General features: G+C 29.1%; 32 protein-coding genes, 1 tRNA gene and 1 rRNA gene. 22 read left to right on the top strand and 12 right to left on the bottom strand.

The window, feature by feature from the left end:
* Positions 1-53 precede the first annotated feature (53 nt).
* The 8 genes from ACTT9L_RS04500 (at position 54) to ACTT9L_RS04465 (ending at position 4,676) form a co-directional block, all read left to right on the top strand.
* On the top strand, positions 54-734 hold the full coding sequence (locus ACTT9L_RS04500; RefSeq protein WP_440928132.1) for a glycosyltransferase: 681 nt from the start codon (positions 54-56) through the stop codon (positions 732-734).
* Between the two features lie 39 nt (positions 735-773).
* A 5S ribosomal RNA gene (rrf, locus tag ACTT9L_RS04495) occupies positions 774-888 on the top strand.
* A 26-nt stretch (positions 889-914) separates the two neighbouring features.
* Positions 915-1,040 carry a type B 50S ribosomal protein L36 gene (gene ykgO, locus ACTT9L_RS04490; RefSeq protein WP_008545413.1) on the top strand — a complete coding sequence of 42 codons (126 nt, stop codon included), beginning with the start codon at positions 915-917 and terminating at the stop codon, positions 1,038-1,040.
* Positions 1,041-1,046: 6 nt separating this feature from the next.
* Complete coding sequence (locus ACTT9L_RS04485) at positions 1,047-1,157, top strand: aa3-type cytochrome c oxidase subunit IV (RefSeq protein ID WP_440928131.1); 111 nt, start codon at positions 1,047-1,049, stop codon at positions 1,155-1,157.
* A gap of 10 nt (positions 1,158-1,167) precedes the next feature.
* Positions 1,168-2,256, top strand: coding sequence for a Re/Si-specific NAD(P)(+) transhydrogenase subunit alpha (locus ACTT9L_RS04480; RefSeq protein ID WP_440928130.1), 1,089 nt, complete (start codon positions 1,168-1,170; stop codon positions 2,254-2,256).
* A 3-nt stretch (positions 2,257-2,259) separates the two neighbouring features.
* A complete protein-coding gene (locus ACTT9L_RS04475) occupies positions 2,260-2,568 on the top strand; it encodes a proton-translocating transhydrogenase family protein (RefSeq protein WP_440928129.1) in 309 nt (102 codons plus the stop codon).
* Between the two features lie 2 nt (positions 2,569-2,570).
* A complete protein-coding gene (locus ACTT9L_RS04470) occupies positions 2,571-3,968 on the top strand; it encodes an NAD(P)(+) transhydrogenase (Re/Si-specific) subunit beta (RefSeq protein ID WP_440928128.1) in 1,398 nt (465 codons plus the stop codon).
* 9 nt (positions 3,969-3,977) lie between these two features.
* Positions 3,978-4,676 carry a transaldolase family protein gene (locus ACTT9L_RS04465; RefSeq protein WP_440928127.1) on the top strand — a complete coding sequence of 233 codons (699 nt, stop codon included), beginning with the start codon at positions 3,978-3,980 and terminating at the stop codon, positions 4,674-4,676.
* Here ACTT9L_RS04465 and ACTT9L_RS04460 read toward each other — a convergent pair.
* The 12 genes from ACTT9L_RS04460 to tkt form a co-directional block, all read right to left on the bottom strand.
* Positions 4,666-5,904 (bottom strand): O-antigen ligase family protein, encoded by a 1,239-nt coding sequence (locus ACTT9L_RS04460; RefSeq protein WP_440928126.1) that lies wholly within the window; start codon positions 5,902-5,904, stop codon positions 4,666-4,668. The two genes, ACTT9L_RS04465 and ACTT9L_RS04460, sit on opposite strands and share 11 nt — an antisense overlap.
* Positions 5,905-5,908: 4 nt before the next feature.
* Positions 5,909-5,985: transfer RNA gene (locus ACTT9L_RS04455), tRNA-Met, on the bottom strand.
* 5 nt (positions 5,986-5,990) lie between these two features.
* Entirely contained in the window at positions 5,991-6,185 is a 195-nt protein-coding gene (gene rpsU, locus ACTT9L_RS04450; protein WP_075484443.1) for a 30S ribosomal protein S21, read from the bottom strand.
* Positions 6,186-6,248: 63 nt separating this feature from the next.
* Positions 6,249-6,824, bottom strand: a complete 576-nt coding sequence (locus tag ACTT9L_RS04445; RefSeq protein WP_440928125.1) for a cell cycle transcriptional regulator TrcR — start codon at positions 6,822-6,824, stop codon at positions 6,249-6,251.
* A complete protein-coding gene (gene rpmE, locus ACTT9L_RS04440; protein ID WP_440928124.1) occupies positions 6,825-7,055 on the bottom strand; it encodes a 50S ribosomal protein L31 in 231 nt (76 codons plus the stop codon).
* 35 nt (positions 7,056-7,090) lie between these two features.
* On the bottom strand, positions 7,091-7,831 hold the full coding sequence (locus tag ACTT9L_RS04435; protein WP_440928123.1) for an inositol monophosphatase family protein: 741 nt from the start codon (positions 7,829-7,831) through the stop codon (positions 7,091-7,093).
* 1 nt (position 7,832) lies between these two features.
* Complete coding sequence (efp, locus tag ACTT9L_RS04430) at positions 7,833-8,393, bottom strand: elongation factor P (RefSeq protein ID WP_440928122.1); 561 nt, start codon at positions 8,391-8,393, stop codon at positions 7,833-7,835.
* Positions 8,390-9,004: a thiamine phosphate synthase gene (gene thiE, locus ACTT9L_RS04425; protein WP_440928121.1), complete on the bottom strand. Its 615-nt coding sequence runs from the start codon at positions 9,002-9,004 to the stop codon at positions 8,390-8,392. Before thiE ends, efp begins: the two co-directional genes overlap by 4 nt.
* On the bottom strand, positions 8,991-10,001 hold the full coding sequence (locus tag ACTT9L_RS04420; protein ID WP_440928120.1) for a class I fructose-bisphosphate aldolase: 1,011 nt from the start codon (positions 9,999-10,001) through the stop codon (positions 8,991-8,993). Before ACTT9L_RS04420 ends, thiE begins: the two co-directional genes overlap by 14 nt.
* 1 nt (position 10,002) lies before the next feature.
* Complete coding sequence (locus tag ACTT9L_RS04415; protein ID WP_440928119.1) at positions 10,003-11,181, bottom strand: phosphoglycerate kinase; 1,179 nt, start codon at positions 11,179-11,181, stop codon at positions 10,003-10,005.
* On the bottom strand, positions 11,181-12,188 hold the full coding sequence (gene gap / locus ACTT9L_RS04410) for a type I glyceraldehyde-3-phosphate dehydrogenase (protein WP_440928118.1): 1,008 nt from the start codon (positions 12,186-12,188) through the stop codon (positions 11,181-11,183). The genes ACTT9L_RS04415 and gap overlap by 1 nt, the downstream gene beginning before the upstream one ends.
* Position 12,189: 1 nt before the next feature.
* Complete coding sequence (gene tkt, locus ACTT9L_RS04405; RefSeq protein ID WP_440928117.1) at positions 12,190-14,148, bottom strand: transketolase; 1,959 nt, start codon at positions 14,146-14,148, stop codon at positions 12,190-12,192.
* 53 nt (positions 14,149-14,201) lie between these two features.
* Here tkt and ACTT9L_RS04400 point away from each other — a divergent pair, with 53 nt between their 5' ends.
* From ACTT9L_RS04400 to ftsH, 14 genes are all read left to right on the top strand, one after another.
* Positions 14,202-14,525, top strand: coding sequence for a 5-formyltetrahydrofolate cyclo-ligase (locus tag ACTT9L_RS04400; protein WP_440928116.1), 324 nt, complete (start codon positions 14,202-14,204; stop codon positions 14,523-14,525).
* Positions 14,513-14,959, top strand: a complete 447-nt coding sequence (gene zapA / locus ACTT9L_RS04395; protein ID WP_440928115.1) for a cell division protein ZapA — start codon at positions 14,513-14,515, stop codon at positions 14,957-14,959. The genes ACTT9L_RS04400 and zapA overlap by 13 nt, the downstream gene beginning before the upstream one ends.
* 4 nt (positions 14,960-14,963) lie before the next feature.
* On the top strand, positions 14,964-15,509 hold the full coding sequence (locus ACTT9L_RS04390) for a 5-formyltetrahydrofolate cyclo-ligase (RefSeq protein WP_440928114.1): 546 nt from the start codon (positions 14,964-14,966) through the stop codon (positions 15,507-15,509).
* Positions 15,506-16,309, top strand: coding sequence for a TIGR00282 family metallophosphoesterase (locus ACTT9L_RS04385; protein ID WP_440928113.1), 804 nt, complete (start codon positions 15,506-15,508; stop codon positions 16,307-16,309). Before ACTT9L_RS04390 ends, ACTT9L_RS04385 begins: the two co-directional genes overlap by 4 nt.
* A 5-nt stretch (positions 16,310-16,314) precedes the next feature.
* On the top strand, positions 16,315-17,040 hold the full coding sequence (locus tag ACTT9L_RS04380; RefSeq protein ID WP_440928112.1) for a YebC/PmpR family DNA-binding transcriptional regulator: 726 nt from the start codon (positions 16,315-16,317) through the stop codon (positions 17,038-17,040).
* The gene (locus tag ACTT9L_RS04375; RefSeq protein ID WP_440928111.1) at positions 17,040-17,534 is read left to right on the top strand and encodes a crossover junction endodeoxyribonuclease; all 495 of its coding nucleotides are present in this window, start codon (positions 17,040-17,042) and stop codon (positions 17,532-17,534) included. The genes ACTT9L_RS04380 and ACTT9L_RS04375 overlap by 1 nt, the downstream gene beginning before the upstream one ends.
* A gap of 53 nt (positions 17,535-17,587) precedes the next feature.
* A complete protein-coding gene (tolQ, locus tag ACTT9L_RS04370; RefSeq protein WP_440928110.1) occupies positions 17,588-18,262 on the top strand; it encodes a protein TolQ in 675 nt (224 codons plus the stop codon).
* The gene (gene tolR, locus ACTT9L_RS04365; RefSeq protein WP_075484955.1) at positions 18,263-18,679 is read left to right on the top strand and encodes a protein TolR; all 417 of its coding nucleotides are present in this window, start codon (positions 18,263-18,265) and stop codon (positions 18,677-18,679) included.
* A 5-nt stretch (positions 18,680-18,684) separates the two neighbouring features.
* Positions 18,685-19,548: a cell envelope biogenesis protein TolA gene (locus ACTT9L_RS04360; protein WP_440928109.1), complete on the top strand. Its 864-nt coding sequence runs from the start codon at positions 18,685-18,687 to the stop codon at positions 19,546-19,548.
* Positions 19,549-19,556: 8 nt separating this feature from the next.
* Positions 19,557-20,897, top strand: coding sequence for a Tol-Pal system beta propeller repeat protein TolB (gene tolB, locus ACTT9L_RS04355; RefSeq protein WP_440928108.1), 1,341 nt, complete (start codon positions 19,557-19,559; stop codon positions 20,895-20,897).
* A 98-nt stretch (positions 20,898-20,995) separates the two neighbouring features.
* Positions 20,996-21,487, top strand: a complete 492-nt coding sequence (gene pal / locus ACTT9L_RS04350) for a peptidoglycan-associated lipoprotein Pal (protein WP_440928107.1) — start codon at positions 20,996-20,998, stop codon at positions 21,485-21,487.
* 83 nt (positions 21,488-21,570) lie between these two features.
* The gene (gene ybgF / locus ACTT9L_RS04345; protein ID WP_440928106.1) at positions 21,571-22,578 is read left to right on the top strand and encodes a tol-pal system protein YbgF; all 1,008 of its coding nucleotides are present in this window, start codon (positions 21,571-21,573) and stop codon (positions 22,576-22,578) included.
* Positions 22,538-23,566, top strand: a complete 1,029-nt coding sequence (tilS, locus tag ACTT9L_RS04340) for a tRNA lysidine(34) synthetase TilS (protein WP_440928105.1) — start codon at positions 22,538-22,540, stop codon at positions 23,564-23,566. Before ybgF ends, tilS begins: the two co-directional genes overlap by 41 nt.
* 63 nt (positions 23,567-23,629) lie before the next feature.
* Positions 23,630-25,537, top strand: coding sequence for an ATP-dependent zinc metalloprotease FtsH (gene ftsH / locus ACTT9L_RS04335; protein ID WP_440928104.1), 1,908 nt, complete (start codon positions 23,630-23,632; stop codon positions 25,535-25,537).
* Positions 25,538-25,540: the final 3 nt, after the last annotated feature.

Raw genomic sequence — 25,540 nt, 5'->3', positions numbered from 1 at the left:
ATTTTCATCAATGTATATCAAATGAATAATTTATAAAGATAAAGCTACTAGATATGCATGATTTAGAAAATCTTACTTTAATTATACCAGCCAGATATGAAGCAGATAGTTTGCCAATTACAATAAAAGAAATTCAGAGTCTATACAATGTTAAAATTAAAGTAGTTCTTCAAAAGGAAGATATTGAAACAATTAAATCTATTCAAGAATTAGATGTTGAAATTCTGAACCAACCAAAAAAAGGTTATGGTGATGCTTTGATTTATGGAATAAGTAAAGTTCAAACTAGATTTTTTTCAATTTTTAATGCAGATGGATCATTTAATCCACGAGAGATAATAAATATGAAAAATAAATTAGAATATGAAAAATTAGATTTAGTATTTGGATCGAGGTATTTGAAAAATGCTGGGAGCGAGGATGATACTTTTTTAACTTTTATAGGTAACAAATTTTTTACTTTTTTTGGAAATTTTTTATTTCAATTAAATATTTCAGATATTTTGTATACGTTTGTTTTAGGAGATACTCGCAAAGTTAATGAATTATTTCTTGAAAGTTATGATTTTAGATTATGTGTAGAGTTACCTGTGGTTGCTAAAAAAAGGGGACTTAAAATATCTGATTTTCCTTGTTATGAGAGGCCTAGAATAGCTGGATTTAAAAAAGTAAATGAATTTAAGGATGGTTTTTTAATATTATTGAAACTTTTGATGTTAAAAATAAGTAAATAGTTATTTACATTTATAATTTAATTCTGTATTTATCTCACGCCTGGTAATTATTGCGAAAGGGCAATACCCGATCCCATTCCGAACTCGGAAGTCAAGTCTTTCTGCGCCGATGGTACTTTGTCTTAAGACATGGAAGAGTAGGACGTTGCCAGGCATTTTCGTTTGTTAAGAGGATCAATTATGAAAATAAAAAGTTCTTTAAAGTCTATAAAAAAAAGAGACCTCAATTCCAAACTGGTGAGAAGGAGAGGTCGTGTTTATGTAATAAACAAAACTAATCCTAAATTTAAAGCAAGACAGAAATAATTTTTTATGGATAACGAAAACCATAAAAAAACTTGGAATAATTTTACAAAATTTGTTTTATGGGGAACAGCAGTGGTAATAATTATTTTAGCATTAATGGCAATATTTCTATTATAAAGATTTTTGTATGAGAATTGGTTCTATATTTGAAAATCAAAAAAAAGAAAAAAGAATTTCTATTACACCTGAGGTAGTTAAGAAATATATTGGACTTGGATTTGAGATATTTTTACCAAAAAAATATGGTCTTCATTTAGGTTTTCAAGATGAAAAATATTCAGAAGCAGGTGTAAAGTTTTTAAATGACGAAAAAGAAGTATTAAATAACACAGATTTAATTGTCCAATTAGGTTTGCCAGAGGATGAAAAAAATTCTCTGTTGAGACAAAATCAAACAATAATTGGAGTATTAAATCCGTATGATAAAAAAGATAAACTAAATGAGTTGGTAAAAAAAAATATTAATCTTTTTTCTTTAGATTTATTGCCTAGAATTACTAGAGCTCAGTCTATGGATATATTGTCTTCTCAAGCAAATCTTGCTGGTTATAAAGCAGTTATTGAGTCTTTTGCCAACTTTGAGAAAGCTATACCGATGATGATGACAGCGGCAGGAACAATTCCAGCTGCAAAAGCTTTAATTGTTGGAGCAGGAGTTGCTGGATTACAAGCGATTGCAACAGCAAAAAGAATGGGTGCAATTGTATTTGCAACAGATGTTAGGATGGCATCAAAAGAACAAGTTGAAAGTTTAGGGGGTAAATTTTTAACTGTTGAGGGTTCAGAAAACCTAGAAACTGAAGGTGGTTATGCAAAAGAAACCTCTGATGATTTTAAAAAAAAACAAGAGGAACTTTTATCTGAAACTCTAAAAAAAATTGATATAGTAATTTGTACAGCTTTGATACCAGGAAGGAAAGCTCCATTAATTATTAAAGAAAATATGATTGAAAACATGCAAGCAGGATCTGTTATTTATGACTTGGCCGCTATTCAAGGAGGTAATACTGCATTAACAGAGGTAAATAAAATTATAGATAGAAATGGAGTAAAAATAATGGGAGAGTCAAATATATTAAATAAGTTACCTGTTTCAGCTTCAAACTTATACGCAAAAAATATTTTTAATTTTATTGACAATTTGTTCGACAAAGAAAGTAAAAAAATGAATATTAATCTAGAAGATGAAATTATAAAAAATACATTAATTAAATAAATTATGGAAATAGATCCTTTAATATTCAGATTAAGTATATTTATCCTTTCAATATTTGTTGGATATTATGTAGTATGGAGCGTTACTCCATCATTGCATACACCTTTAATGTCAGTCACAAACGCAATTTCTTCTGTCATTATTGTTGGAGCTATTATTGCTGGTTTATCAGGAAATTCTGAAACTATATTTAACACTTCAAGTATTTTTGGTTTTTTGGCTATAGGTTTGGCCGCAATTAATATTTTTGGTGGTTTTCTTGTAACTCAGAGAATGTTGGCAATGTATAAAAAAAAAAAGAAGGATAAATAATCATGATATCTGCAAACTTATCTGCAATTTTTTATTTGGTTTCAGGCGTATTATTTATTCTAGCTTTAAGAGGTTTATCTTCTCCCGAAACATCTAGACAAGGAAATTTGTTTGGTATTTTAGGAATGGTTATTGCTATAACTGTAACATTTTTATCAATAGGCAATTTTTCAACAGGTTTTGTATTTGTAGTAATATTTATACTAATAGGAGGATCAATTGGAGCTTTTATAGCTTACAGAATACCAATGACTGCTATGCCAGAATTAGTCGCTGGTTTTCATAGTCTTGTTGGACTTGCTGCAGTATTTGTTGCAATTTCAGCTTTTCTAAATCCCGAAGCTTTCAACTTAGGATTACCAGGAAATATAAAACTTGGTAGCTTAGTTGAAATGTCTATTGGTGCAGCAGTTGGAGCAATAACATTCTCAGGTTCTGTAATTGCTTTTTTAAAATTACAAGGAATAATGTCTGGATCTCCAATTACATTTAAAGGTCAACATCCTTTGAATGCTATTATCTTGATTTCAATAATTGTTTTAATTTATCTTTTGTGCTCAACTCAATCATCAAATTTATTTTGGATACTTTTAGCTGCTTCTTTCTTAATTGGCTTTCTTTTAATTATTCCAATTGGTGGGGCGGACATGCCAGTAGTAATATCTATGCTAAATTCTTATTCTGGTTGGGCAGCAGCAGGGATTGGCTTTACTTTAGAAAATACAGCTTTAATTATTACCGGAGCATTGGTTGGTTCGTCAGGAGCTATACTTTCATACATTATGTGCAAAGGAATGAACCGATCATTCTTTAACGTTATTTTGGGAGGATTTGGCGCAACAGAGGAAAGTTCAAGTAATTCAAACAAAGAAAAAAGACCAGTTAAAAGTGGTAATGCAGATGATGCAGCATTTTTAATGAAAAATGCATCCTCAGTTATAATTGTACCAGGTTATGGAATGGCAGTTGCTCAGGCACAACATGCACTAAGAGAAATGGTTGATACATTAAAGAAGAACGATATTAAAGTTTCCTATGCTATTCATCCAGTTGCAGGCAGAATGCCAGGACACATGAATGTACTATTGGCAGAGGCTAACGTACCTTATGATGAAGTTTTTGAGTTAGAGGAAATTAATAATGATTTTGCTAATGCTGATGTTGCTTTTGTGATTGGAGCAAATGATGTTACTAATCCAGTTGCTAAAACTGATCCTCAAAGCCCAATATATGGCATGCCAGTTTTAGACGTTGAAAAATGTAAATCAGTTCTATTCGTAAAAAGAAGCCTTTCCCCTGGCTATGCAGGAATTGATAATGATCTATTTTATAAAGAAAATACTTTAATGTTATTTGCAGATGCAAAAAAAATGACTGAAGACATAACTAAAAATTTATAGGATTTATAATTGAAAACTAAAATATTTTGCGATATTGCCGAAGTAGATACAATCAAAAAATTTAATAAAAAAAAAATTGTTAAAGGTTTTACAACAAACCCAAGCTTAATGAGGAAAGCTGGTGCAAAAGATTATAAATTATACTCAAAAAAAATTCTTAAAATTTGTAAAAATAAACCAGTTTCATTTGAAGTGTTTGCAGACGAATATAATGAGATGAAAAAGCAAGCTATTGAAATTAATAAATGGGGAAAAAACGTGTTTGTAAAAGTACCGATTGCAAATTCAAAAGGTAAGTTTATGGGTAAAATAATTAAAGAACTAAATAAAGAAAATATAAAAATTAATATAACTGCCGTTTATACTTCAAAACAAACAAAGAAAATTCTTAAATTAATTAATAAAAAAACAAAAGTGATTATTTCAATATTTGCAGGTAGAGCTGCAGATACAGGCAAAGATCCTTTGCCTGAATTTAAAAAAAGTATTTCTTTAGCAAAAAAATATAAAAATGTTGAAATACTCTGGGCAAGTGTTAGAGAACCATACAATTATTTACAAGCGAAACAACTAGGTTGCCAAATAATAACAGTTCCACCAGCAATTATAGAAAAAATCGAAAATTTTGGAAAAACATTTGATCAGCTAACCAAGGAAACTGTCAGAGCTTTTTTGAAAGATAGTATAAAATCTAAATTTAAGATTTGATATTGGAATAACCTGCCATTATCGCAAAATTAATCCAAAAAATACTGCTGTTAAATGTGGATAAGAAACTTCCTGAGGGCAGAACAGGTAATAAAGTAGTAATTATAAATATGATACTAGATAAAAGATAAAGGTTACGATTTTTAAAATAACTTTTCATACCAAAAAATAGTGAACCAAGGACAAAAATCAAAAATGAAATATAACCAAATATTCCAGTTTCGGATAAAATTTCATGATGTACTTGATGTGGGTGAGTAGTTTTTGTTCCTGTTTCTTTATAATCTTTATTTTGATATTTTTCCTTATCAGCCTCGTGTCTAAAATTTTTTATGCCAACTCCAAAATAAAAATTTTCTTTAAAAATTTTAACCGCTGTGTTTCTGTGAGCACCGTAAGTTGACTCTTTTAAATAATTTGAATATCCATCAGATGTAAATAATATTTTAAGTTGATCAAAATATCTTAATTTATACTGATCATTAAAGTTTAGAAAAGCTGACAACGATATAATGACTATAAGAAATGATATTATTTTTGACTTAAAATCTACTTTAATAGCAATTGATGAAAAAATTAAAATTGATAAAAATATTTTGATAAAATTTGACCTTTCACCAATTAAAAAACTTATTACTGTAAGGCAGATAATTAATGTAATAAAAAAATAATTTTTAGTTTTATTTACTATTAAGAAGCTTAAAAAAAATAAGATAAAACCATGATAAAAGCCTCCAGCAACAAGTTCATCTCCAAAAAAACTAGCTATCCTTCCAGGGAAAGGAGATTTAATTCCAATTAAATTGAATCCAAAAATACTTTCAAAAACAATATCCATAGAAACTATAAAAAATATAAAGGACCATGAAAAAAAAATATATTTTAAATAAGTTTTATTGTGTCTGGTTATCATATTCATTACTTCAATTATTAAGCATATAATAAAAAATATTTTTAAGACTCTAAAAACTGAATTTTCTACATTGGTGCTAAAAACGAGATTTACTATCAATGAAATAAAATAAAATACTAATAAATAAAAAATTTTATTTTTTAATAATTTTTTGTTTTCTTTAAAATTTAGAAAAAAAATGATTGAAAATAAAAGTATAAATAAATTTATTACAAGATTTCCTGAAATTAAAGCAAGTGGGTATGCAACAAGCAATAGAATACTAAGTAATTTTAAAGGTTTAATTTCTTTGATTTCTTTATAATCAATAATCATTAATTGGTTGCGGGGGACGGATTTGAACCGCCGACCTTCAGGTTATGAGCCTGACGAGCTACCAGACTGCTCCACCCCGCGGTATTTTAAATTCTGTTTTTTAGCTTATTTAATTTTTTAACTCTTTTAATATTTTCTTGAAGAATTCTTTTTTTCTTTTCAGACGGCTTTTCATAAGTATTTTTTAACTTAATTACTTTAAAAAAACCATCTCTTTGAAGTTTTCTTTTTAAAACTCTTAAAGCTTGTTCAACATTATTATCTTTGACTTCTATTTTAATAACTACCTCCAAAAAAAAGGTTAGATAACATTTTTAATATTTTATGTCTATTAATATTATTCATTATACAGATACTAATTTTGCTTGTTTTTCTTTTTCTTTTTTCTCTCTCTTTATTCTTCTTTCAGCTTTTTCTAAAGCTTCAACTAAATCTTTTTGAGTAAATAAATTTAAAGCAACAGGATCTTTTGGATTAAGGTTATTATAATTCCAATAACTTTTATTTCTAATAGATGTTACAGAATTTTTAGTAATACCAACTAATTTTGCAATTTGAGAGTCTTTTAAAATACTATGTTGCTTAATTAACCAAAGTGCTGAATCGGGTTTATCTTGTCTTTTTGACAGAGGGACATATTTTTTAATTTTTTTTTCAGAATTTGATATTTCAACATCTCTGCTTTTAATCTGTAATTGTCTATTTTCATCTTTTGAGGATAACTCAATTTCCTCTCTTGAAAGTTGACCAGAGATTATAGGGTTATATGCTTTAATTCCCTTAGCAACCTCTCCATCGGCTATACCTTGAACCTCTACTTCATGTAAATTACAAAACCTAGCGATTTGCTTAAATGTAAGAGTAGTATTTTCAACTAACCAAACAGCAGTTGCCATTGGCATTAAAGGTGTATTTGACATCTAACTTTTTTTATCTACTTTGAAATTTTGAAATTTTTTATTGAACTTGCTAATTCTACCTTTATCCATTAGCTTTTGTTTACCGCCTGTCCAAGCAGCATGAGATTTAGGATCAATTTCCAATTTTAAAATATCGCCTTCAGATCCCCAAGTTGATCTTGTTTCAAAATGAGTACCATCTGTCATTTCTACTTTAATTTTATGGTAATTAGGGTGTGTGTCTTTTTTCATATCGAGACTTATAACAAAAGAATTTTATAACACAATTAAAAGTTCTTTAAATTTTCGATCATTTTACCATTAATTGCTACACTTGATGCTCGAATATCTATATTATTCTGATCGAATTTATCTAATTCATTAACTATCCCACCTGCCTCTTGTACCAACAAGGCTCCTGCTGCCACATCCCAAATATTAATTTTATTATGAAAAAAACCATCTAGCCTACCTGAAGCCACATAAGCCAAGTCTAAAGCTGCACATCCACTGTATCTCATATTTAGATTGCTGAATTTGACTCCTTCATGATTACTTGAAAATAGACATTCATCTATTAAATTTTTGTTTGATACTCGTAATCTTTGATTATTTAGATAAGCTCCTTTATTTTTTTCTGCATAAAACATTTCATCTTTAATAGGATCATAAATTAGGCCACTAATGATCTCTTTTTTAGACTCAAGAGCCACACAAATTGCAAAATGAGGAATGCCATGTAGAAAATTTGTTGTACCATCTATCGGATCAATAATCCAAATATTATCTTTATCTTTGTTTTTAATTGAACCAACCTCTTCTGATAAAAAAGAATAATTTTTTTTTGTTTTAGAAAGTTCTTCAATTAAAATTTTTTCTACAAGTTTGTCAGTTTTTGTAACAAAATCTCGGGGACCTTTTTTAGATACTTGTAGTTTCTCAACTTCTCCAAAATCTCTTATCACAGACTTTGAGGCTTTTTCAGCTGCTTTGATCATAATATTTAAATTTGAGGATATAGAGATCATTTTAGATTTTTTTAATATATTCTAAATTTCTAGTATCAATTACAATTTCATCTCCTGCTTCAATAAAAGGAGGAACTTGAATATTTAATCCATTTTCAAGAGTTGCTGGTTTGTAAGATGATGACACGGTTTGTCCTTTAAGAGCTGCGTCAGTAGTTTCAATTTTACACTGCACTTGGTTAGGTAAATCTATTGATAGTGGTTTTTGATTATAAAAACTTACAGAAACTTGAAGGTTTTCAGTTAAAAGTTTACCTTTATCACCTACTGTTTCTTTTTTTATTTCTATTTGTTCAAATGTCTTTGGATCCATAAAAAAATAATTTGCTTCATCACTATAAAGATAATTGAAAGTCGTTTCCTCCAGTGATGCTTTTTCTACTGTTTCACTTGATCTAAATCTTTCATTTAACTTTGTATTTTTATTTAAACTTTTCATTTCAACTTGAGCAAACGCACCACCTTTTCCTGGTTTTACATGTTGGGTTTTCAAAACTTGCCATAAGTCATTTTTATATTCTAAGAGCATTCCAACCCTTATTTCTCCAGCATTAATTTTCATTTTAATCTTTCTATAGCTTGTAACGGTTTATATTTTTTATTTTTCCAAATGTAGCCTGAAATAGCTAAAAAATTAGCATTATTCAATAATAGATTTTTGTAATTAACTGCATTAATCCCACCAATAGCCACTGTTGGAGTTTTTGTAAATTTTTTAACTTTTTTTAAAATCTTAACAGAAGCTACATGTTTAGTTATTTTAGTTTTAGATTGATTAAAAGCACCAAAGGCAATGTAATCAGCTTTAGCTTTAATTGCTTTTTTTGCTAAATTCATAGAATTATGACAAGTAATTCCTATAATTTTTTTACCAAGTATTTTTTTTGCTATCTTAATATTCATATCTTTTTGACCTAAATGACAACCATCTGCGTCTAACTTTAAAGCAAGCAAAGGGTCATCATTAATTATAAATTTTACATCATTTTTTTTACAAATATTTTTAATTTTTTTTCCAATTATAATTTTTTTATTCTGAGAGTAACTTTTAAGTCTGAGCTGAAAAAAACTTACTTTTCCAGTTTTTAAAACCAACTTTAGATTGTTATAAAAAGAATTAGGGATTTTGTTAGGAGAAATAAGATAAATAAATTTTTTTTTATTTATTTTCAAGTTCTCTCGACCATTTTCCTTGAGCAGCTAAGGTGCACATTTTAGCTCTATGATTAAAAGTAGTTTGAGTTGCCTCTACGTTTTTAATATTATTTGACCAAACATTTAAAGCACTTTGCTGAAGAGCTCGTCCATATGAATATGTCATGATAAAATTTGTATTATTATTTTTATTAATTAAATTTAAGTTTTCTGTAGCTTCAATTTCAGATTGGCCTCCAGATAAAAAAGCTATCCCAGGAACTTCGTTAGGTACAGAATTTTTAAGGCATTCTAACGTTTTGATAGAAACTTCTTCACTAGAAATTTTATTTTCTGATAGGCTCCCAGGCAAAATCATATTTGGTTTTAATATTATTCCTGAGAGATCAACTTTGTGCAAAATTAACTCCTCAAAACACTTTTTAATTACCTCTGATGTTTTATTTAAACAAACTTCAGAAGAATGGTTTCCATCCATCAATACTTCAGGTTCTACTATTGGAACCATTCCACTTTCTTGAACTAATGCAGAGTACCTAGCAAGTGCGTGAGCATTACTATTAATAGCAAGTTTGCTTGGATACTTTTCACTAATAGAATAGACACCTCTCCATTTTGTAAATCTTGCCCCAAGATCATAATATTCTTTTAATCTATCTCTTAGCCCATCTAAACCTTCTGTAATTTTTTCTTCAGAGGAATTTGCTAAATTTTTTGCTCCAGTATCAACTTTAATTCCAGGAACTGCACCTGAACTAGATATTAAATCAGGTATTGATTTTTCTGCGCTTGAAATTTGTTTTATGGTTTCATCGAAAAGAATAACACCACCTATGCAATCCTTCATTCCATCCGATGAAAAAAGAATTTCTCTGAATGAAAGCCTATTTTCTGGAGTTGATTTGACGTTCACTGCTTCAAGTCTTTTTGTCATAGTTCCATTGCTTTCATCAGCCGCAAGTATACCTTTGCCATTGGAAATAATTTTAAGTGCAATTTTATTTAATTCAGACATTTTAATTTAATGCGGTTATACCAGGAAGGTTTTTACCTTCAAGATATTCTAAAAAAGCGCCACCTGCAGTTGAAACAAAATTAAACTCATTAACAGCGTTTAAATTATTTAATAAAGAAACTGTGTCCCCACCACCAGCAACAGAAAAAATTTTGTTTGCTTTATTATTTTCAATGATTTTTTTTGCTATTTTAATACTTCCATAAGCAAAATTTGGATTTTCAAAATATCCTGCGGGTCCATTCCAGAGTATAGTTTTACTATTATCAATAATATTTGTTATATTATCAATAGTTTTTGGACCAATATCTAATATCATTTCATCAGATAATACTTCGCTCAATTCTTTCTTTTGAGGCGATCCATTTAAATCTTTAGATACAATCACATCTACTGGATAGATTATTTTACAATTTTCTTTTTTTGAAAGAGAGATGATTTCTTCAACTATTTTATCACAATTTTCCTCTTTAATAGATTTTCCAATACTATTTCCAAAATATTCTATGAAATTATTAGCCATACCCCCGACAATTATAATATTGTCAAATTTAGGAATTAAGTTTTTAATAACATTAATCTTAGTTGAAATTTTAGACCCACCAATAATACAAGTAATTGGTCTAGAAATTTCAAAAGTTATTTTATTAAGCGCATTAACTTCTAAATCTAGCTGCAATCCAGAAAATGATGGTAAGAATTTTGGAATTTCATTAATTGAGGCATGAGCTCTGTGAGAACAAGAGAAAGCGTCATTTACGTATATATCTCCAAGATTTGACAGCTGTTCAGCAAACTTATTGTCATTTTGTTCTTCTTCTGAATAAAATCTAATATTTTCTAAAATAAAAATATCTTCATTGTAGTTACTGAAAAAATTTTTAGTTTTTATTTCTTTAATATTTTCTTTAATAAGTTTTATTTTTTTTTTTAATTTATTTTCTAATTCTTCACAAATTGGTTTTAGGGAGAGCTCTTCAACAATTTTACCTTTTGGCCTTCCTACATGAGATAAAATTATAATTTTAGCTTTTTCTTTAATCAAAAAATTTAATGTAGGAAGAATTTTATCGATTCTTGTTGTGTCTGTTATCTTATTTCTTTCCAAAGGGACATTCAAATCCAATCTTAATAAAATTTTTTTATTGTTTAGATTTTTTTCGTTTATAATACTTCTCATTAAGAGACTTTATGCAATGTTTCAGCGATATCACACATTCTATTAGAAAAGCCCCACTCATTATCATACCAGGCTGATATTTTACCCATATTACTTCCAACTACGTTTGTTAAAGAAGCATCTACTATTGCGGAAGCAGGATGATGATTAAAATCTATAGATACTAACTTTTCATAAGTAACTTTTAAGATATTTTTTAATTTATTTTTTGATGCTTGTTCAAAAGCATCATTAATTTTTTTTATATTAATATCTTTTTTTGTGCAAAAAACTAATTCAACAAGAGAAACATTAGGAGTGGGCACTCTCATCGCAATACCTTCTAGTTTTCCTTTGAGGTTTGGTATTATTTCTCCTATTGCTTTCGAAGCTCCTGTTGAGGTTGGAACTATTGATTGAATTGCTGATCTTGCTCTTCTTGGATCTTTGTGTGAATTATCTAAAATTCTCTGATCGCTAGTAAATGCATGAATTGTAGTCATAAAACCTTTTTCAATCTCAAATTTTTCATTAAGAACACTTGCAACTGGTGCTAGACAATTGGTGGTGCATGACGCTGCAGATATTATTTTATCTTTTTTAGTAATTATATTTTCATTGACACCAAATACTATTGTTTTATCAGCATTTTTACATGGAGCAGAAACGATCACTTTTTTTGCGCCGTTTTCTATATTAGCAATAAGTTTTTCTTTTGAATTAAATTTTCCAGTGCATTCAAAAACATAATCAACATCGTATTTTTTCCAATTTATGTTTTCAATTTTTGTTTCCTGAGAAAATGTAATTTTATTTTTATTAATTATTAAATGATTTGGATCAAAATCTAAATCAGCATTAAATTTTCCATGTATAGAATCGTGTTTGATTAATTTGGATGTAGCTTCTGAATTTGACCTATTATTTATATGATTAATTTTTAAATTTTTATTTTTACTTTCGACAATTGATCTAACAACCATACGACCAATCCGTCCCATTCCATTAATTCCAATTTTAATTGTCATTTTATTTATTTAATAATTTTTTAGTGATATTTTTAATGTTTGTACTCTCTAGTCCAAAATATTTATAAATATCTTTATAGGGTGCACTTTTTCCAAATTCATCAATTCCAAAAGTAATACCGTTATCACCTACATATTTTTTCCAACAATCGCTTGATCCAGCTTCAATGGATATTTTAAATTTTGTTTCTTCTAAAATTTTATTTTTATAGGATTTTGATTGTAATTCAAAAAGTTCCATACAAGGCATTGATATCACTTTTGAATATATTTTATCTTTGGCTAATTTATGGCTAACCTCTAACGCTAGATTAACTTCAGATCCGCTCGCTAATATTGTTAGATTGATTTTTTTGTTTGTTCTTAAAACCTCATATGCACCTAATGAGCATAAGTTTTTATTTGGGTATATTTTTCTTACTGGATTTAAATTTTGTCTTGTTAAAGATAGTACGCTAGGTGTTTTTGAGCTTTTTAATGCATGTTCCCAACATTCGATAGTTTCAATTCTGTCTGCAGGTCTGAATACATTTAGGTTAGGTATAGAACGTAAGCCTGAAAGCTGTTCTATAGGTTGATGGGTAGGACCATCTTCTCCGAGCCCAATAGAGTCATGAGTCATTACATAAATAACTCTTTTTTTCATTAAGGCGGATAATCTGATCGAAGGTTTGCAATAATCAGAAAATATTAAAAAAGTACCTCCATAAGGAATTAGATTACTGTGAAGTGCGATACCATTCATAACCCCACTCATTGCGTGTTCTCTCACTCCGTAGTGAATGTAGTCACCAGTAAAATCTCCAGGTTTAATGATTTTATGGTTTTTAGTTTTTGTATTATTTGATCCCGCTAAATCAGCAGAACCACCAATTAAATTATTTTTTTGTTTTGTTAATGCATTCAATGTCATTTCTGAACATTTTCTAGTGGCTAAACTTTTTGGCTCCTTTATTGCATTCTCTTTTTCTTTCTTAAGAACAGTAGTAAAGTTATTTTTTAAACTTTGATTAAATTTTATTTTTTTTCTTTTTAATGCTTTGTTCCATTTTTTTTCAAAAATTTCACCTCTTTGGCCAATTTTTCTCCATTCATTTAAAATTTTATTTGGGATATCAAAAGGTTTGGTTTTCCAATTTAAGGCTTTTCTTACAAGCTTGATTTCATCTACTCCCAATGGACTTCCATGGGAAGATGCTTTTCCTGATTTATTCGGTGAACCATATCCAATCTTTGTTTTACAAGAAATCACAGTAGGTTTTTTAGCTTTTTGTACTTTCTTTAGTGCTTTAAAAATTTCTTTTTCATTATGACCGTTGATAGAAATATAATTCCAACCATATCCTTCAAATCTTTTTTTAAAATTATCTGAAACCGCGAGATTTGTTGGGCCATCAATTGAAATTGAATTGTTATCAAATAGCATAACTAAATTTTTAAGTTTTAAATGTCCCGCTAAACTCATCGCTTCATGACTTATTCCTTCCATTAAGCATCCATCTCCAGCTAAAACATAAGTTTTATGATTAATAAAATCTTTACCTAATTTATTTTTTAAAATTTCTTCAGCGATTGCAAAACCTACAGCATTAGATATACCTTGTCCAAGCGGACCTGTTGTAGTTTCAATACCTGTTTTCGGATGATATTCAGGATGTCCAGCACAAATAGAATTAAGCTGCCTAAATTTTTTAATATTATTAATTGATATACTTTTATATCCAGTTAGGTAGAGCAAAGAATATAAAAGCATAGAACCATGACCAGCAGACAAAACAAATCTATCTCTATTTAACCAATCTGGATTCTTTGGATTAAATCTTAAAAAATTTTTGAATAACACCGTTGCAACATCTGCCATACCCATTGGCATTCCTGGGTGACCTGAATTCGCTTTTTGAACAGCATCAATTGATAAAAATCTGATGCAATTAGCTAAATCATTGTGTAGTTTGCTCAAAATTATCCTGACTAGACTAAGAAGAATCTATTTAATAATATAAACATATATATATGAATTCTATAAACGAAAAAGAAAAAAAATTAAATATTGCATTAGAGGAATTAAAAAATTTAGATCTAACAAATCCTGAATTACAAAAAAATATCAAAAATTTAAGCACAAAACAAAATCAATTAGAAATTGAAAAAACACAGATTGAAGAAAAATATAAAACTTTACTAGAGGAACATGAAAATCTATCAAAAAAACTTGAGGAATTAAAAAACAAAGAAAAGTTGGAAGAAAGAAAGCAAATTGAATTTTCTGAAAAAATTGACGAACTTAATCAAGAAACTGACACGTTATTGGATGAAATAGATAAATGGCAAATGTAAGTATAAAATTTAACAATAAAGAGTTTTTGCTTGCTTGTGAAGATGGACAAGAGGAGCACTTAGAAGAATTGTTAATTCAGATTAACAAAAAGTTTAATAATTTAAAAAATGATTTGGGAAATCTAGGTGAAAATAAATTATTATTAATTACAGCTGTAAAAATAATGGATGAATATTATGAAACTAAAAAAAAAGTAGATCAAAAAAAGGAAGAATTAAATGATCTTTCAAAAAAATTTAAAGAACTAAAATCTCTAATTTACGATTATAGGGACACAAAAGAATCTGAAATTGAAAAACTAAATCTTGATCATGAAAATTTAAAAATAGAAATTGAAGATAATCAAAAAAAATATGAAAATTTAATTGATGAAGCTGCTGATCAAATATCAAATTTTGTTAAAAAAGCAAAATTAGAAAACATTTCAAAGTAGGTCTGTGAGTAAATCTAAGCTAAGAAGTAAAATTTTAAATCTTAGAAAAAAAAATTCAAATAAAAAATTTTGTCTCAATCTTGACAGAATTTATCGATTTTTGAAAAAAAAAAAAATTAATTTAAAAAATGTAGGAGGGTATTACCCTTGTAATCATGAGATTGATGACCTGGATATGCTTTATTTTTTAAGAAGCAAAAAGTCAAATATTTCCTTACCAATAATTAGAGAAAACAACCAAATGGATTTTTTTGAATGGACAAATAAAGATCCTTTAAAAATTAATAAGTATGGAATTGCTGAGCCTACTTTAGGAAAGAAAATTTATCCAGATATAATATTTGTTCCTTTAGTAGCTTATGATGATGATTTGAATAGATTAGGCTATGGTGGAGGATTTTATGATCGTTATTTAGAAAAAGTATCTAAAATTAAAAAAATATTTAAAATTGGATTAGGATTTTCATACCAAGAGATAAAAAAAATACCCATTAACAAGTATGATAAGAAACTTGATTTAATAATAACTGAGAAAAAAATTATACAATGAGAATTTTATTTTTAGGAGATGTTGTTGGAATTTCAGGATGTTCTAAATTAACAAGTAATTTATTAAATGAAATTGATAAAAACAAAATCGATTTTGTAATAGTAAATGGTGAAAATGCAGCAGTTCAAGGTGTGGGGCTCACTAAAGAAATATGTAAGGATTTTTTTAATTGTGGGGTTGATGTTATCACAACTGGCAATCATGTTTGGGATCAAAAAGAAATAATGGAATTTATTGATAAAGAAGAAAGATTGCTAAGACCTAAAAATTTATTTGAACCCGCACCGGGAAAAGGTTTTCAGATTTATATAACAAAGAATGATATAAAAATTGGAGTTCTTAATTTGATGGGTAATGTTTTTATGAAAAAGTGTGATGATGTTTTTGAAGCTTCTCAAAAATTTTTGAAAGAAAATGAAATGAAAAAGGATTTTGATTTACTTGTAGTTGATTTCCATGGTGAAATTACTAGCGAAAAAAATGCTATAGGACATCTATTTGATGGAAAGGCAACTCTCGTGGTTGGAACACATACTCATATTCCAACAAATGACGCAAGAATACTTAATAACGGCACTGGATATCAAACAGACGCAGGTATGTGTGGAGATTATGATTCAGTGATTGGCATGAATAAAGAAAATTCTTTAAATAGATTTTTAAAAAAAAATTCTGTTAAACACTTTCCTGCAACAGGAGATGCTACTTTGTGTGGTGTAATAGTAGATTGTGATATAAAAACAGGTCTAGCAACAGATATCAAAAGCTATGTATATGGAGATCAACTAAAAAATATTTAAAGATCATGGCAGGACATTCACATTGGGCAGGAATAAAACATAAAAAAGGCAAGGCTGATAAGCAAAGATCAAAAATATTTTCAAAGTTATCTAAAGAGATTACTGTTGCTGCAAAACTTGGTGACAAAGATCCAGCAATGAACCCTAGACTAAGATCTGCAGTACAGGCTGCTAGATCTGCAAATATGCCTAAAGACAATATTGAAAGAGCAATAGATAAATCTTCTGCAGCTACAGGAGCAAATTTTGAAAATTTAAGATACGAGGGATTTGGACCAGAAAAGATTGCTGTTATAGTTGAAACTTTAACAGATAATAAAAATAGGACCGCATCAAATATTAGAACTATTTTTCAAAAGAGCGGAGGTAGTTTAGGAACCCAAGGTTCTGCATCTCATAATTTTCAACAATTGGGTATAATCAAAATTGATAAAAAAGAGATATCCGATGAAAAAATTTTAGATTTAGCTATCGAGTCGGGAGCTGATGAATGTTTGTCTTTTGAGAATTATCATGAAGTCCAGTGTCAAATGAGCGAAATATATAATGTAAAAAAAAATCTAGAGATAACTATTGTAAATTTTATTTCTACAGAAATTGAATGGGTTCCATTAAATAGTGTTGAAGTTAATAAATATAATAAAGAAAGTATTGTAGATTTTTTAGAAACTCTTGAGGAAGATGACGATGTTCAGAACGTTTATTCAAACGTTAATTTGGGTGGTATTTAATGATGATTATTGGAATTGATCCAGGCATCACAGGTTCAATCTGTTTTTTTCAGGATGGTATAATTAAAGACGTAATTGAAATGCCAACCATGACAGATGGTAAGAAGAATAAACGACAAGTAAATGGTGCTCAAATATTTTACGAAATTAGTGAAAGGATAAACAAATTTGATAAAAAAAATATAAAAGTTGTAATTGAACAAGTTTCTGCAATGCCTGGCCAAGGCGTTACTAGTATGTTTAATTTTGGTCAATCTTTTGGTATTTTGAAAGGGATATGCAGCGCAATGCATTTACCTGTTTATTATGTTAGGCCTGCTAAGTGGAAAAAATATTTTAATCTTATTAATTCAGAAAAAGATGCGAGCAGAACAAGAGCAATTGAAATTTTTCCGTATTTTTCATCACAATTGTCAAAAAAGAAAGATAATAACAAGGCAGATGCTATTCTAATAGCTAGTTTTTTCTACGAAACTTATCAAAAAGAAGAATAATCAATTTAAAATAATAGACAAAATCATGACACATTTACGTGTGATGAGTAATCATGGAAGCAGATATAGCAGCAAAAGCAGTTGAATTAGGAACAAATACTGATTTTTCTTTATTTAGTTTATTTTTTAGAGCGGACATAATTGTTAAGTCTGTAATGGTTATATTAATATTGTGCTCAATATATTCTTGGGCTGTAATAATTGAGAAATTTCGTTTATTTAAAAAAATTACTAAATCTTCAGAAGAATTTGAGGAAAAATTCTGGAATTCTAAATCTGCTGAAACCTTTTACAATAGTTTGCCCAGTAAACTTGAGGATCCAATGTCACTTGTGTTCCAAGATGCAATGGAAGGATTACTTAAAAAAAAATCAAGAACTAACATAAGTGAGAGAATGAGTGCATCTCTAGAGTCAGGAATTGAAAAACAAATGACAAAAATTGAAAAAGGTTTTACTTTTTTGGCAACAGTAGGTTCAACAGCACCATTTATTGGATTATTCGGCACTGTTTGGGGGATTATGAATTCTTTTCAATCTATAGCTATTTCAAGAAATACAAGTCTTGCGATAGTTGCGCCAGGAATAGCTGAAGCTTTATTTGCAACTGCACTTGGTCTATTGGCCGCAATACCAGCGGTAGTGGCATACAATAAATTCAATAACGATGCCAAAAAATATTTAGAAAAATTAGAAAATTTTTCAAAAAGATTTTTAACAATTATTTAAATGGCATTTAAATTAAATCGTTCTTCAAAAGAACCAATGAGTGAAATAAATGTTACACCTTTTGTGGATGTAATGCTTGTATTGTTAATAATTTTTATGGTTACAGCACCATTATTAACTGTTGGTGTTCAAGTTGATTTGCCTGAAAGTTCAGCAGACTCATTGCCAGAAGAGACAGAACCTCTAACACTTTCAATTAATGCAAAAGGTGAAATTTTTATTCAAGAAGCAAAAGTTGAATACGATAATATTATTGCAAAGGTTTTGGCAGTTTCAAAAAATAGAACTGATACCAGGATTTATGTTAGAGGTGATAAAACTATAAATTATGGAAGAGTTTTAGAAATAATGGGACTACTATCAGGATCAGGTTTTACCAAAGTAGCATTGATTTCAGAACCCTATAAACAAAGGTAATTAAAGTGAATAGAAGTTTAATTATTTCTTCTGTTTTACATGCTTTGTTAATTTTCATTACAGCTATGAGTTTACCTTTTTTGGCAAAGAAACCACTTGATATTCCACCTATTGTATCAGTTGAGTTAATTCAAATAGCAGAAAAAACCAATATTCCATTTGCACCTAAGGCTAAAAAAATAATTGAGAAAGTAAAAGAGAAAGAAAAAAAACTTGTTTCAGAACAAGCTCCACCAAAAAAAGTAGAAAAAACAAAAACAAAAACTGTTCTAGCTCCTGATCAAAATAATAAAAAAATAGAGAATGAGACACCTGAAGCAATTCCACTTCCAGACAAAACTTTAAAAAAGGTTGAAACAAAAGAGGAAAAAAAACAAAATCCTGAAAAAGTAGATGATGAAGTTAAACAGGTATCAGAATTTGAAAAAAAAGATTTGTTTGATCCAAATAATATTGCTGCTTTAATTGATAAATCAAAAGAAGAGGTTGCAGAAGTTTTAAAAACAAATGACGATATTACTCAAGATCAAGAAAGAAATGTAGAAAATACAGGTCTTACGCTAAGCGAAGAGGATGCTCTTAAGGCTCAAATATTCGGGTGTTGGAGTATTCCCTTAGGATTACCATATAATGAAAATCTTTTAGTAAGAATAAAGTTAAAATTAAAACCTGATGGAACAGTATCAAAAACAGAAATTTTGGATCATGCAAGAATGAATAAACCAGGCCAAGGGTTTTATAAGGTGTTAGCAGAAAGCGCTTTAAGAGCTGTAAAGTTGTGCCAACCATTAAGAGTTCCAACGACTGGATATGAAAGATGGAAAGAATTACAATTAAATTTTGATGCAAGAGAGATGTTAGAAGGGTAGTATATTTAATGACAAAAAAAATTTTAATTTTATTATTTATATTATTACCTCTCAAGGCAAATGCTTTAATAGAAGTTGATATAACTCGGGGAAATTTAAATCCACTTCCATTAGCAGTTTCTCCTCTATCAATTGATGAAGAGTCTAGAAAAGGTTTTGAAAAAATACTTAAAAAAGAAAATATTGGTTCTGAAATATCTAATATTGTTGAAAACAATTTGAGGACTTCAGGATTATTTAACCCTCTTGATAAAAAGGCTTTTTTACAAGCTCCTGATATTGCAAATCTAAAACCAAGATTTGAAGATTGGAATTTAATTAAAGCTCAAGCACTTATTACTGGTAAAGTAAATTATGTTGACGATAAATTAAGAGTTGAGTTTCGATTATGGGACGTTCTAGCTGCAAAAGAAATGATGGCCTTAGCTTTTACTACAGTCCCTAATAATTGGAGAAGAGTAGGGCATATTATTTCTGATAAAGTTTACGAAAGGCTGACAGGAGAAAAAGGTTATTTTGATACAAGAATAATTTATGTTTCAGAAGAAGGACCAAAAACGCAGAGAATAAAAAAATTAGCAATCATGGACCAAGACGGAGCTAATAATAAATTTTTGACATTAGGGAATGAGTTAGTTTTAACACCAAGATTTAATCCAGCAAGTCAAATGGTAACTTATTTGTCTTATTTTAAAAATATGCCAAGGGTATATTTGTTAGATATAGAAACTGGTACACAAGAGGTAGTTGGAGATTTTCCTGGAATGACATTTGCACCACGTTTTTCACCTGATGGTAAAAAAATAATTATGAGTTTTGCTAAAGACGGAAAATCAGACATTTACACTATGGATTTAGAAAATAGGATTGTTGAAAAAATTACTAATCATCCATCAATTGACACTTCTCCATCTTATTCTCCCGATGGAAAATATATTACATTTAATTCAGATAGAAGTGGTTATCAGCAAATTTATGTAATGAAGAATGATGGAAGTGACGTTAAAAGAATTTCTTTTGGTAACGGTTTATATGGAACACCTGTATGGTCTCCAAGAGGAGATTTAATTGCATTTACGAAATTACATAAAGGTAAATTTTATATAGGCGTAATGAGAACCGATGGTAGTGGTGAAAGATTGTTAACTGAAAATTATTATCAAGAAGCGCCATCTTGGTCTCCAAATGGAAGGGTGTTAATATTTTATAGAGAGACAAAAACTAACTCCAAAGGAGAAGGCTTTTCTGCAAAATTGTGGTCAATAGATTTAACGGGTTATAATGAGAGGCAAATAAAGACACCAACAGATGCTTCAGACCCATCATGGTCATCATTATTAAGTAATTAAAGATTAATTTCTTGTAAATTTCTTGATTTTTAGACTTGAAACCTCTATTTAGTTGTGAAAAAGTCAATAAATTGAAATTAGCAGCAAGGAGCATTTTAATGAGATTAAACAAAATTTTTAAAAACACACTTTTAGTATTAGCAGCTTGCCTAGTGCTATCTGCATGTGCAACGAAAAAAGAAGTAGCAACAGACATTCAAGGTCAAATGCAAGGTGATGTTTACACAGGAACAGACACAGTTGAATATTTAGCAGACGGTGTTCCAGACAGAGTTTTCTTTGCAACAAATGAGTCGATATTAACAACCGCATCAAGAGAAACTTTAAGAGCACAAGCAGCTTGGTTAAGAAAAAATCCAAACATAAATGTGGTGCTTGAAGGACACGCTGACGAAAGAGGAACAAGAGAATATAACTTGGCTCTTGGTGAAAGAAGAGCAAATGCAGCTAAAGACTATTTGATGACTTACGGAATATCTTCTGACAGAATTACAGTATTAAGTTATGGTAAGGAGAGACCTGTTGACTCTGGTTCAAACCCATTAGCTTGGTCAAAAAACAGAAGATCAGTAACTGTTAAAGCAAATTAACTATTTAAAATTTAAGACCCTAAAACCTTTTTTGGATTTAGGGTCTTTTTTTTGCCATTTTTATAATCATAAATCTAATTTAAATGATACTCATATTTAAATTAGTAATTTTAAAATTATTTTTAATCTTAAATTTGGTTTTTATTAATATTTCTTTTGCAGATAACCATAATATTTATGAAACATTAGAAATAATAAAAAATGATCTTAAAACTCTTGAAAGAGCGGTTTATTCTGGATCTATAGAAGTGAAAGCTAATACCAATGATAGTCCAGTTTCAGATTTGGATCAAAATTCAGAAGATGTTTTAACAAGACATTTATTAAAATTATCTGAGGTTGAAGATCAGTTTAGAGAACTCACTAACAAATTTGAAGAAATAAATTTCAAGTTAGATAAATTATCTACCCGTGTTTCAAAAATTCAAGCAGATAACCAAATAAGATTTCAAGATATAGAGACCAACATTAGCTCTGGAAATATGATTAGTGAAGAAAATCAATTAAGTTCAAAGCCTAAAACCGATGAGCAAAAAGTTTTACCTGGAAGTTCGCAACCTCAAGATTTAGGAACGATTTCATATAAAGATACAGAGACAAATGAAACTTCACAACAAATTCAATCTGTTGATACTACAGCTTCAATTGTGACAGAAACTTTCCAGTCTGAAGAAAAAATACTTCCTCAAGACTTAAATGCAGAAAAACAATATGAGTTTGCAACCAGTTTTTTAAAAGTTGGAGACTATAGTACAGCAGAAAGAGCATTTAGGGAATTTGTTATATCCAACCCTGATCATGAGTTAGCGGGTAGTGCACAATATTGGTACGCAGAAACATTCAGAATTAGACAATTATATACTGATGCAGCGTCTGCTTATTTAGAGGGTTACCAAAAATATCCTAAAGGAAAAAAAGCTCCAATTAATTTATTAAAACTTGGAGTCTCAATGGTTCAAATTGGTGAAAAAGACCAAGGATGTAAAATGATAAATGGTGTAGAATTACAATACCCTAATGCAAATCAGTCTGTAATACAAAAAGCAAAATATGAGTCCAAAAAATTTGAATGCATCAAACAAGACTCATAAGTTTTTATTAAATCAATTAAAAGATAATCAAACTTCTAAAATTTATAATAAATTTGAAAAAAAACTTAAATTAAAGGAGGATTTTATAGTTGCTGTTTCTGGTGGACCAGACAGTTTAGCTTTATGTTTTTTATCAAAAATTTATTCCATTAAAAAACATCTAAAAGTAAAATATTTTCACGTTGATCATAAACTTAGAAATAATTCAACAAAAGAAGCAAAATTTGTAAAATTGCTTCTAAAAAAATTGTCTACTAATCTTGAGATTTTAACCTGGGTTGGAAAAAAACCAAAAAGCAACATTCAATCTATTGCAAGAGATAAAAGATATGCATTGATGATTAACAAGGCAAAAAAATTAAAAATAAATAATATTTTATTAGGCCATCATAAGGATGATTTAATAGAGAATTTTTTTATTAGAATTTTGAGAGGTAGTGGTTTAAATGGTATGGTGTCATTTAATCAAAAAACAAATCTAAAAAATATTAATTTGATTAGACCTTTGTTAAAATTTTCTAAACAAAATTTAGAATATATTACAAAAAAAGTTTTTAATAATTATATTGAGGATCCCTCTAATAAAAATGACGATTTTAAAAGAGTAAAAATTAGAAATTTTATAAAGCACTTGGAATTAGAGGGATTGGATAATGATAAATTTAATCTAACGATTAAAAATTTAAGATTTGCTAACGAGTCAATTAAATACTTTGTAGAAAAAAATTTAAAAGATAATTCAACAATTTCAAATATTAATAAGTTTGTTATTTTGAATAAAAATTTTTTTCTTCAGCCAGAAGAAGTGGTTTTTAGGTCTCTTACAGAAGTGCTAAAAGGTGTTGGTAAAAAATACTATCCAGTAAGAGGAAAAAAAATTGATAAACTAATTTATCAAATTAAAAATGATAACTCATTCATAACCACTTTAGGAAACTGTATTATAAAGAAGGTAAATAACTCAGTAATAGTATCAAAAGAGCGTTAAAGTTGATGAAATAACTGATATTTTGTCACTTGTTAATTTAATAATAATTCTTATTTTAAACTTATGAATTTAAAAAATCTAGCAATGTGGGGAATTATAGTTTTTTTAACTATAGGTCTTTATAACATGTTTAAAAATCCACAGTCTAATGTTAGGGGTGGAAATCAAATAATATTTTCAGATTTTTTAAATTCAGTTGAAGACGGAGAAGTTCTAAAAGTTGAGATCCAGGGAAATAACATCAAAGGTACTTATTCGAATGGAAATTCTTTTTCAACTTATGCTCCTAATGATCCAAATCTTATAGAAAAATTATCAGAGAAAGGTGTGAGTATTTCAGCAGCACCTTTAGATGAAAAAATGCCTTCATTGTTTGGTGTACTCTTATCATGGTTTCCTATGTTACTGCTTATTGCAGTATGGATTTTCTTTATGAGACAAATGCAAGGTGGCAAAGGTGGAGCAATGGGATTTGGAAAATCAAAAGCTAAGATGATGAATGAATTAAAAGGAAAGGTTACTTTTAATGATGTTGCTGGTGTAGAGGAAGCTAAAGAAGAAGTAGAAGAAATGGTGGAATTCCTGAAAGACCCAAAAAAATTTAGTAGGTTGGGTGGAAAAATTCCAAGAGGAGCTTTACTCGTTGGACCCCCGGGAACTGGTAAAACTTTATTAGCAAGGGCAATTGCGGGTGAAGCGGGTGTTCCGTTTTTCACTATTTCAGGTTCTGATTTTGTTGAGATGTTTGTTGGAGTAGGAGCTTCTAGAGTAAGAGACATGTTTGAACAAGGTAAAAAAAATTCTCCATGTATTATTTTTATAGATGAGATAGATGCTGTTGGAAGAAGTAGAGGAGCAGGTCTAGGAGGTGGAAATGATGAGAGAGAACAAACGTTAAACCAGTTGTTAGTTGAAATGGATGGTTTTGATACAAATGAAGGTGTCATAATTATAGCTGCAACAAACAGACCAGATGTCCTCGATCCAGCTTTATTAAGACCAGGAAGGTTTGATAGACAGGTAGTAGTTTCAAACCCAGATATTATAGGTAGAGAAAAAATTTTAAAAGTTCATGTAAAAAAAATAAAAATGGCGCCAGATGTTAATTTAAGAACAATTGCAAGAGGCACGCCAGGATTTTCAGGAGCTGATCTTGCAAATATAGTTAATGAAGCAGCTTTGTTAGCAGCGAGAAAAAATAAGAGGATAGTCACATTACTAGAATTTGAAGAAGCAAAAGATAAAGTTATGATGGGTGCTGAAAGACGTTCAATGGTCATGACAGAAGATGAGAAAAAACTAACTGCATACCACGAAGGTGGACATGCTCTAGTGTCGTTTAATATGCCAAGTTATGATCCAATTCATAAAGCTACTATTATACCAAGAGGAAGAGCTCTTGGAATGGTAATGAACTTACCTGAAAGAGACAAACACGGTTACTCAATAAAATATCTTAAGGCAAGATTAGCTGTTTGTTTTGGAGGAAGAGTAGCTGAAGAATTAATTTTTGGAAAAGATAATATATCTACAGGAGCAGGTGGAGGAAATGGGTCTGATATTAACCAGGCTACACAGTTAGCAAGAGCAATGGTAACAAAATATGGAATGAGTGAAGAAATGGGTCCAGTTGAATATGGGGAAAACCAAGAAGAAGTGTTTTTGGGAAGATCAGTTACTCAAACTCAATCGGTATCAGAGGAAGTTGCTCAGAAAATTGATAAAGAAATAAGAAAGCTAGTAGATGAAGGATATAATAAAGCTAAGGAAATTTTAACAGAAAAAATAGATGATCTACATAAAATTGCAAAAGCTCTAATAACTTATGAGACTTTAACTGGTGAAGAAATAGAGAATATAATAAACAAAAATTTATATCCTAAAGATAAAATTTTGGATAATCCAGACTCAAAAGATGATCAAAACTCAGCTCTGGGCGCGATGGGTTTAAAACCAAAAATTGTTCATTAATAA

This window comes from Candidatus Pelagibacter sp. (assembly GCF_052049675.1).
Taxonomy (GTDB): domain Bacteria; phylum Pseudomonadota; class Alphaproteobacteria; order Pelagibacterales; family Pelagibacteraceae; genus Pelagibacter.
The sequence above is the reverse complement of the archived record's forward strand: the minus strand, read 5'-3'. Positions and strand labels throughout refer to the sequence as shown.